Annotated in this window: 3 protein-coding genes; all 3 read right to left on the minus strand. The window is 72.8% G+C overall.

What is annotated here, in order from left to right:
* On the minus strand, positions 1-1497 hold a 1497-nt coding region (locus tag ACNFOC_RS51395; protein WP_416965866.1), incomplete at its 3' end, for a PEP/pyruvate-binding domain-containing protein.
* A 333-nt stretch (positions 1498-1830) separates the two neighbouring features.
* Positions 1831-3318 carry a glutamate synthase subunit beta gene (locus ACNFOC_RS51400; protein WP_416965867.1) on the minus strand — a complete coding sequence of 496 codons (1488 nt, stop codon included), beginning with the start codon at positions 3316-3318 and terminating at the stop codon, positions 1831-1833.
* 179 nt (positions 3319-3497) lie between these two features.
* Positions 3498-3977 (minus strand): anthrone oxygenase family protein, encoded by a 480-nt coding sequence (locus ACNFOC_RS51405; protein ID WP_416965868.1) that lies wholly within the window; start codon positions 3975-3977, stop codon positions 3498-3500.
* Positions 3978-4339: the final 362 nt, after the last annotated feature.

Here is a 4339-nt window from a genome sequence, read left to right on the forward strand (position 1 = left end):
GGTTGGGGGTGAGGCGCTGTTGCTGTCGGCTTCCGGGCGGGCGTCTCGGGAACCCGGCAGGCGCACGCGCCCCCGCCTCCGCAGGCTCGGTGCCGTGAGCGCCAGCACCGTTGGCGCGGTGGCGGCTGCCCGCTCGTCCGGTATGCCCAGGGCGCGCGTCTCCGCGAGGGCGGTCAGGGCCGCGCCCGCCGCCGTGCGGGACTTCGGCGGCTCGCGCAACAGGGCGCCGGCGAGGGCCTCTTGGGCGTGCAGGGAGACCAAGGCGGCGCGGGTCCAGCGGAGTTGGGCGGCCAGGTCGGGGCCGGGGAGTCCGCCGGGTGCCGGGATCTGGGCGAGCCGGCGGTCGACGTCCGCCACCAGGTCCGCGGCCAACCCCGGCAGCGCCGCGGTGAGCCGGCCGACCCGCCAGGCCGCGCCGAGCCGCCGTGCTCCGGGTGCGGGGTTGAGGAGGGCCAGCCAGCGGTGCCCGGGCGGGACCGCGCCGAGCAGCCGCAGGTCGGCGGCGGCACGCCCGCCGACCGTCGTGACCACCGGTACCGTCCGCAGCAGCCGACGCGGTGCGCTGCCCGCGATGTCGAGCGCGGCGGTCAGCCCACGGGCCATCGGTGCGACCCACAAGTCCTCTTCCAGCGGCTGGAGTTGACCCGGCAACGTCTCCGCGACCGGCCCCGGCCCGAGCAGCCGGGCCCCGCGCGACGGCCGCGCGGCCATGGCGGTGATCGGCCGGCTCTGGAACAACCACAGCCGCCCGCCCCCGACTTGGTCCCCGTCGAATCCGAACCCGAACTCGATGTCCTGCGGTCCCCCGAACACCTGCCGCACCCGGCGCGCGAGCCGGGCCAGCCGCCGTAGTTCGGAGGGTGTGAGCAGCGCGTCGGCGGTCGGCGGCTCGGTGCGCAGCAGCCGCCCCCGTCGGCTCAACCAGTAGTCGGTACCGGCCTGTTCGCCGCTGACCAGACTGTCCGGCCCGCCGCGCACCGCGCTCACCAGCATCCGGTCGGTACGCCCCTCGACGGGGTCGGCGCCGAACATCACCCCGCCGACCCGCGCCGTCAGCATCGGCTGCACCAGCACCGCCATCGGCGCGGTGGACCCGTCGGGCCGGTGCGCCGAATCGCGCACGGTCCGCACGGCCGTACAGAAGTCGGCCCACCCGCGCACATCGAGAACCGAGGCGAACTGCCCCGCCAGGGACGACTGTTCGGTGTCCTCCTGCGGCGAGGAGGACCGTACGACAAGGGGCCGCGCACCGGAATCGGAGAGGTCCCGCCAGGCGCGGCGCAGGGTGGCGGGGTCGTCGCCCGCACCCTCGGGGACCACGAACCCGGGAAGCACAGGGAGCCCGGCACGGGCCGCGCGGGCGAGGTTCGCCGCCTTGGAACCGGCGAACAGGGGCTGTATCGCCGTGAGTTGACCCAGGGGGACGGCGGCGTCCGGGCGGTACGCCCCCTCCGCCTCCCACGTGCCCTCGCCATGACGTTCGTCGAGCGTCGTCATCAACACCCTCCAGGACCGACCGCCAACAGGGGGGACGCGCGGGGGTGGCCCTGCGCCTGACGACGGAACGAAGGATGGGGGCGCGCCGCGCCCGACCCCACTCCGGGCCCGACGGCGACTCGCCTCCTACGCCAAGGATCCCACCGCCGTTGGCCCACAAGCCGTCCGGAAGGCACTTTCCGGCCCGCCACCGGCGGATCTCGTGAGCCGGGAGGAGACCACACCCGGCGCCTCGTACCGGCGCAGTACGCCCGGCCTCCTCCGCAGGTGCGAGCACGGACGTACGCCCGCTCATCCGGCAGCAGGGACAACCTGCCCCCGGCCTCCGTCGCCTCACACGGTCATCGGCCGGTCGTACGGCCCGATGGGCGCCGGGAGTTGGGAACTCCCCGTCAGATAGCGGTCGACGGCCGCCGCCACCGCCCGCCCCTCCGCGATCGCCCACACGATCAACGACTGCCCGCGCGCCGCGTCCCCGGCGACGAACACTCCCCGCGCACTCGTCGCGAAGTCCGCGTCCCGGGTGATCGTGCCGCGCGGCGCCATCGCCAGCCGCAGCTGATCGATGAGCCCATCCGCCCGATCGGGCCCGGAGAACCCGAGGGCGAGCAGCACGAGATCGGCGGGCAGGCTGCGCCCGGAACCGTCCAACGGCCGCCGCCGCGCGTCGACTTCGACCAGATGCAAGGACCGCACGTGCCCGTCCGCGTCCCCCTCGAAGTGGAGCGTCGAGGCCGCGAACAGCCGCGCGTCCGCGTCCGCCGCCGGAGCCGTCTCCAGATCCCGCGCCTCCTCGTGCGCGGCCGAGAGCCGATAGATCTTCGGATACGTGGGCCAGGGCTCCGCGTCCTCGTCGCGCTCGACCTCGGGCTGGGCGTAGATGTCCAACTGCGTGACGGACGCGGCCCCTTCACGCACCGCGGTACCGAGACAGTCGGCTCCCGTGTCACCGCCACCCACGATCACGACATGCTTCCCGGCGGCGGAGAGGGGAGAGGTGGCCACATCCCCCTCGCACACCCGGTTGGCCAGCGGCAGGTACTCCATCGCCTGGTGGATGCCGGTCAACTCCCGCCCCGGTACGTCCAGTTCACGCCAGGCCGTCGCTCCCGTGGCGATCACCACCGCGTCGTAGCGCGCCCGTAGTGCGGCCGCCCCGATGTCGCGCCCGACCGTCGTCGACGTACGGAACTTGGTGCCCTCGGCCCGCATCTGCTCCAACCGCCGTTCCAGATGCCGCTTCTCCATCTTGAACTCGGGGATGCCGTACCGCATCAGGCCGCCGAGTCGGTCGTCCCGCTCGTACACGGCGACCGTGTGCCCGGCCCGCGTCAACTGCTGTGCCGCGGCGAGGCCGGTGGGCCCGGAGCCGATCACCGCGACGGTCCGCCCGGACAACCGGTCCGGCGGCCGGGGTGGCGCGAAACCGTCGCTCCACGCGCGGTCGGCGATGGCCACCTCGACGTTCTTGATGGTGACGGCGGGCTGGTTGATGGCGAGCACGCACCCCGCCTCGCACGGCGCCGGGCACAACCGCCCGGTGAATTCAGGGAAGTTGTTCGTCGCGTGCAACCGGTCGGCCGCCGCCCGCCAGTCGTCCCGGCTGACCAGATCGTTCCACTCCGGGATCAGGTTCCCGAGCGGACAGGCGTCGTGGCAGAAGGGGACACCACAGTCCATGCACCGGTCGGCCTGCTTGGTGACGATCGGCAGCAGCGCGCCCGGGACATACACCTCGTCCCAGTCGCGCACCCGCTCCTCGACGGGCCTGCGGGGCCACTCCTCGCGCGGAGTGGTCATAAAACCCTTGGGATCGGCCATGGCCGTCTTCCTTGCGTCCGCGTACGACAGGCCGTGCGTCATCGGGCGGCACTCTTTCAGCCACGATAAGGCCCCCGGGCCTGGCGCGCAGAGTGGGGCGAGACGGCTTTCTCAAGTGGTCCCGCGGGCGGCCCCGCGGGTCCTCATCAGCGCTCGCTCAGGTGATCATGCGGTTTCTCTCAGGTGAGAGCCAGCATGTAGACCAGCGCGGCGGCGGCCGAGGCGACGGCGCGGACGTGATTCCACATCGTCCACTCGCGTACGTACGACGGCCAGTACGCGGCGGCCTCCGGCGTCCCCGGGTCCAGTTTCAGCAGCGCGTCGTTGCGGGGCACGTTCGCGACGAGGGTCAGCCCGAACGCCCCGAACAGATACAGCGCGCTGCCCAGCAACAACTCCACGGTCCCCTGATCCGGCCACAGCACGAACGTCACCACCGCGATCACCGCGCACAGCACTGCCGAACCGGCGAACAGCAGCATGAAGACCGGCGTCATCGCCGCCGTGTTGATCGCGTTCATCGCGGCGACCCCCTGCGCGGGCGGCAACTCGGCCAACCCCCGCATGACCAGCACGGAGAAGGCACAGAACACCCCGGCCATCACCCCGGTCGCGAGCGCCCCCAGAACCGTCAGGGTGACATACGGTTCACCGATCATGCCGACACCAACTCCCGCCCGTAGAGCCGAGATCCTGCCCACCCCCGACCACCGGGACAAGTCAATCCTGCCCCCGACCGGCTCACCATGGCCGAGAATCGCCGGGGCATACGCGGACGTCCACGACAACGTCCGGACGGGCAGAGACATTCTCCGGGCTGGCGACGACACCCTCTGGTCCGGCGACGACATTCTCCGGGCTGGCGAGGGCACTCTCCGGGCTGGCGACGGCACCCTCCGGGCCAGCGAGGGCCCGCTGGGCAACTGGCTTCCCGGCCGATCTCGTCACCCGGCCTCTGCCTCCACCCTGGTCTCCGCCGTCACCCTGGGCTCCGCCTCCACCTTGGCCTCCGTGTGAACCC

The organism is Streptomyces colwelliae (assembly GCF_048158785.1).
In the GTDB taxonomy this organism is placed as follows: domain Bacteria; phylum Actinomycetota; class Actinomycetes; order Streptomycetales; family Streptomycetaceae; genus Streptomyces.

Bases quoted from the DNA above. Each gene is read 5' to 3' on its own strand.
- ACNFOC_RS51400 (WP_416965867.1), bottom strand. From the start codon at position 3,318: ATGGCCGATCCCAAGGGTTTTATGACCACTCCGCGCGAGGAGTGGCCC.
- ACNFOC_RS51405 (WP_416965868.1), bottom strand. From the start codon at position 3,977: ATGATCGGTGAACCGTATGTCACCCTGACGGTTCTGGGGGCGCTCGCG.